At 70.7% G+C, this 4,230-nt stretch carries 4 protein-coding genes; 3 read left to right on the top strand and 1 reads right to left on the bottom strand.

The annotated features are described in order from the left end of the window. On the bottom strand, positions 1–843 hold an 843-nt coding region (locus FOE67_RS18390; RefSeq protein WP_182665683.1), incomplete at its 3' end, for a penicillin acylase family protein. Between the two features lie 256 nt (positions 844–1,099). On the opposite strand from FOE67_RS18390, the gene FOE67_RS18395 reads away from it, so the two are divergent. The 3 genes from FOE67_RS18395 (at position 1,100) to FOE67_RS18405 (ending at position 3,997) form a co-directional block, all read left to right on the top strand. Beyond that, positions 1,100–2,644: a potassium/proton antiporter gene (locus FOE67_RS18395; protein ID WP_267133346.1), complete on the top strand. Its 1,545-nt coding sequence runs from the start codon at positions 1,100–1,102 to the stop codon at positions 2,642–2,644. Positions 2,645–2,825: 181 nt separating this feature from the next. Continuing rightward, positions 2,826–3,170: an FmdB family zinc ribbon protein gene (locus FOE67_RS18400; protein ID WP_182665685.1), complete on the top strand. Its 345-nt coding sequence runs from the start codon at positions 2,826–2,828 to the stop codon at positions 3,168–3,170. Beyond that, positions 3,167–3,997 (top strand): S-methyl-5'-thioadenosine phosphorylase, encoded by an 831-nt coding sequence (locus FOE67_RS18405; protein WP_182665687.1) that lies wholly within the window; start codon positions 3,167–3,169, stop codon positions 3,995–3,997. The genes FOE67_RS18400 and FOE67_RS18405 overlap by 4 nt, the downstream gene beginning before the upstream one ends. Positions 3,998–4,230 lie beyond the last annotated feature (233 nt).

The raw sequence follows: 4,230 nt of genomic DNA on the forward strand, positions 1-4,230 counted from the left end.
GCCCCCGGCCGAGCCCCCGGGGGCCCCCTGGTCCGCGGTGTCGCCGGACTCCTCGGCGTCGGTGGACCCGTCGGGACCGGCCGGGAGATCCGAGGTGTCACCGGCGGGGCTGTAGGCGCCGTCGGTCACGGTGCCGTCGGTGACGATGGGCCGGTTCCGGTCGAAGGGGTAGGGCGGGTAGAGGTCGTCGATCTGCTCGGGGGACAGTCGCCCGGCCAGGAGCGAACGGTCTATCTCCTCCTGGAGGTTGCCGCGCAGGTCCCATGCCATGGCCTTGAGCCAGGCCACGGAGTCCACCGGGTCCCAGGGCTCGGGCGCGTAGTCGCCGATCAGGCCGAGCACCGCGTACTCCACCGAGAGCTCGGCGCCCTCGCGCTCCTCCAGCCAGGCGTTGACGCCGTCGGCGTACGCCCGCAGATAGGTCTTGGTGTCCTCCGCGAGGAGTTCGTCGTACTCGCGCTGGGCGACATCCCGCCAGCCGAGAGTGCGCAGGAAGGCGTCCGTCTCCACCTGCTCCTCACCGAACATCTCCGAGAGCCGACCGGCCGTCAGGTGGCGGCGGACGTCCATCTCCCAGAAGCGGTCCTGGGCGTGGACGAACCCCTGGGCGCGGAAGAGGTCCTCGGCGGTGTCCGCGTACAGCTGCGGAATGCCGTTGGCGTCACGCCTGACGGTGACGGGGGCGCTCAGCCCCTCGATCTTCACCTGGCCGGTGACCTGCGGGAACGATGCCCGCACGGTCTGCACGGACCAGAAGGCACCGGCGGTGAGACCTCCCAACAGCAACAGGACAACCACGATCGCGAGCAGCCGAACGCGTCGCATGGATTTGGAGGCGGGCATCGCTGTCCTTCAGGGCCAGATGAGCGGGCTGCAGCAACCATAGACATACCGCCGGAGGGGTGAGCCCGGGGGGAGCGGAAGCCAGGGCTCCCGAACCCTCAAGATGGTAAATTTCCCGTAAAGGAGCCGACATCATGTGCCTGTAGCCTGCAAACAAAGCGGCCGGATCGGCGATCCCCCCACCCCGGGCCGGGTGGCCGCCACCCCCGAAGGGAGTGACTGACCCCTGACCGTTGATCGCCTCAACCTGTTGCTGTTGTTGTGCACGCTCGTCCTGCTCGTCGCCGTGGCGGCGGTGCGCCTGTCGGCCCGCAGCGGCCTGCCCACCCTGCTCATCTATCTCGGCATCGGCATGGCCCTGGGACAGGACGGCCTCGGCATCGGGTTCAGTGACGCCGAACTGACCCAGGTCCTCGGATACGCGGCGTTGATCGTCATTCTCGCCGAGGGTGGCTTCAGCACGAGGTGGAAACACATCAGACCGGCGGTGCCCCCCGCCGTCGTCCTGGCCACACTGGGGGTCGCCGTCAGCGTGGGGGTGACCGCGGCCGCGGCCCATTGGCTGCTGGGGTTGGACTGGCAACTCGCGCTCGTCATGGGGGCCGTCGTCTCCTCGACCGACGCCGCAGCCGTGTTCTCCGTGCTGCGGAAGGTGCCGCTGCCGCGTCGGCTGAGCGGGACGCTGGAGGCCGAGTCCGGCTTCAACGACGCCCCCGTGGTGCTCCTGGTCGTCGCGTTCGCGAGCGCGGGCGCCATGGACCGCTCGGCGGAGTCCTGGCTGGTGCTGCCCGCGCAGATCCTGCTGCAACTGGTGGTGGGCCTGGTCATCGGCCTGGTCATCGGCCGGCTGGGGGCCTATGTGCTGCGCCAGGTGGCGTTGCCGGCCTCCGGCCTGTACCCGATCGCGGTGCTGGGCCTGACCGTGCTGGCCTACGCGATCGCCGCTCTCACCTACGGCAGCGGCTTCCTCGCCGTGTACATCGCCGCCCTGGTCCTGGGCAACGCCGGACTGCCGCACGGTCCGGCCACGCGCGGCTTCGCGGACGCCATGGCGTGGGTGGCCCAGATCGGCCTGTTCGTCCTCCTGGGGCTGCTGGTGAACCCCGGGGAGCTGCTGGAGGACTTCTGGCCCGCCGTGGTCATCGGCCTGGCCCTGACCCTGGTCGCCCGCCCGCTGTCGGTGGTGCTCTCGCTGCTCCCCTTCCGCAGACCGTGGCGGGAACACCTCCTGATGTCGTGGGCGGGCCTGCGCGGCGCCGTGCCGATCGTGCTGGCCACCATCCCCATGGTGAGCGGCGTGGAGGGCAGCGACCGGGTCTTCAACATCGTCTTCGTCCTGGTGGTGGTCTTCACCCTGGTCCAGGGTCCGACGCTGCCGTGGCTGGCGCGCCGACTGCGGCTGGGCGACAGCGACCAGGCTCGGGACGTGGACATCGAGTGCGCCCCACTGGACCGGCTGCACGGCCACCTGCTGTCGGTCTCGGTGCCGGGACGTTCACGGCTCCACGGCGTGGAGATCGCCGAACTGCGGCTTCCCGCCGGGGCCGCGGTCACCCTGGTCGTGCGGGAGGGCAGCAGCTTCGTCCCGCAGCCCACCACCGCCCTGCGGCGCGGGGACGAGTTGCTGGTGGTCACCACCGACCGGGTGCGCGAGGCCACGGAGCGCCGACTGCACGCCGTCAGTCGGGGGGGCAAGCTGGCCGGCTGGCTGCGTCGGGGCGGCTCCTCGGGTCTGAGCCGGACGGTGGAGACGGAACAGCTGGGCGGCGGGTGGTCACCGCTGCGTTCCCCGGCGGATTGAGGGAGCCCGAACGACCGGCCGGCGGGCACCCCGGAGCGGATCCGACCGGGCGGCGGCTCCGGCGCGCCGTGGCGCAACGGTGACCACCGTGACAGCGGGACGCGGTGGACTACGGGCCCGGAATGTTGCACGATGGAGCGTCGTTAGCACTCACCACGGAAGAGTGCCAGGAGGAACAGACGTGCCGACGTACCAGTACCAGTGCACCGCTTGCGGAGACGGCCTCGAGGTGGTGCAGAAGTTCACCGACGACGCGCTCACCGAGTGCCCCGCCTGCCAGGGGCGGCTGAAGAAGGTGTTCTCCGCCGTCGGGATCGTCTTCAAGGGCTCCGGCTTCTACCGCAACGACAGCCGGGGGGCCACCTCCGGCAGCGCTCCGGCGGGTGGTGAGAAGAAGAACGGCACCAAGGAGAGCACCTCCTCGTCCTCCGACTCGTCGTCCTCCGGCTCCTCCGGGGGGCCCTCCTCGACGACGTCCTCGTCGTCCTCGGCCTCCTCGACGCCCGCCTCCGCCGGCGCCGCATGAGCCCCCGGGCGGACATCGGCGTCATCGGCGGCTCGGGTTTCTACTCCTTTCTGGACGAGGTGACCGAGGTCACCGTGGACACCCCCTACGGGCCGCCGAGCGACGCCCTCTTCCTGGGCGAGGTCGCCGGCCGCACGGTGGCCTTCCTGCCGCGCCACGGCAGGAGCCACCGTCTCCCGCCGCACCGCATCAACTACCGGGCGAACCTGTGGGCGCTGCGCAGCCTCGGCGTCCGGCAGGTGCTGGGGCCGTGCGCCACGGGCGGCCTGCGGCCGGATCGGGGGCCGGGCACCCTGGTGATACCCGACCAGCTGGTGGACCGGACGAAGAACCGCGTGCAGACCTTCTACGACGGGGAGACCCGGGCGGACGGGGTCGCCCCCAACGTCGCGCATGTCACCTTCGCCGACCCGTACTGTCCCTCCGGGCGGGCCGTGGCGCTCGCCGCCGCCCGGGGACGGGGATGGGAGCCGGTGGACGGCGGCACCATGTGCGTGATCGAGGGGCCGCGGTTCTCCACCCGCGCGGAGTCCCGCTGGCATGCGGCACAGGGCTGGGACGTGGTCGGGATGACCGGTCACCCCGAGGCGGTTCTCGCCCGTGAACTGGAACTCTGCTACACCTCCCTGGCCGTGGTGACGGATCTGGACGCGGGGGCGGAGACCGGCGACGGCGTCTCCCACGCCGAGGTGCTGAAGGTCTTCGCCCGGAACATCGACCGCCTGCGGGGCGTGGTGCTCGACGCGGTGGCGGCCCTCCCCACCGAGCGGGACTGCCTGTGCGTCGACGCCCTGCAGGGCTGGGACACCGGCCTCGAACTGCCCTGATCTCCCTTCCCCCCCTTTTGCCTTTGCGTTGTTCCCGCCGTTCCCCGGTATTGCCTCGCCCCCGGCCGAGCCCCGCTCGCCGGGGGCGAGGCGGTACCGGGAGGGATGCCGGGACGGGGAATGCCCTGTCTCTTATACACAACTGACGCTGCCGACGAAGCTGCAAGTGTAGATCTCGGTGGCCGCCGTATCATTAAAAAAAAAAAAAGAAATACAAGTCGAAATGTCTTGTC

The organism is Streptomyces calidiresistens, from assembly GCF_014141525.1.
Classification (GTDB): Bacteria; Actinomycetota; Actinomycetes; order Streptomycetales; family Streptomycetaceae; genus Streptomyces; species Streptomyces calidiresistens.

Coding starts and splice junctions, on each gene's coding strand:
- FOE67_RS18405 (WP_182665687.1), top strand. CDS start 3,167: ATGAGCCCCCGGGCGGACATCGGCGTCATCGGCGGCTCGGGTTTCTAC.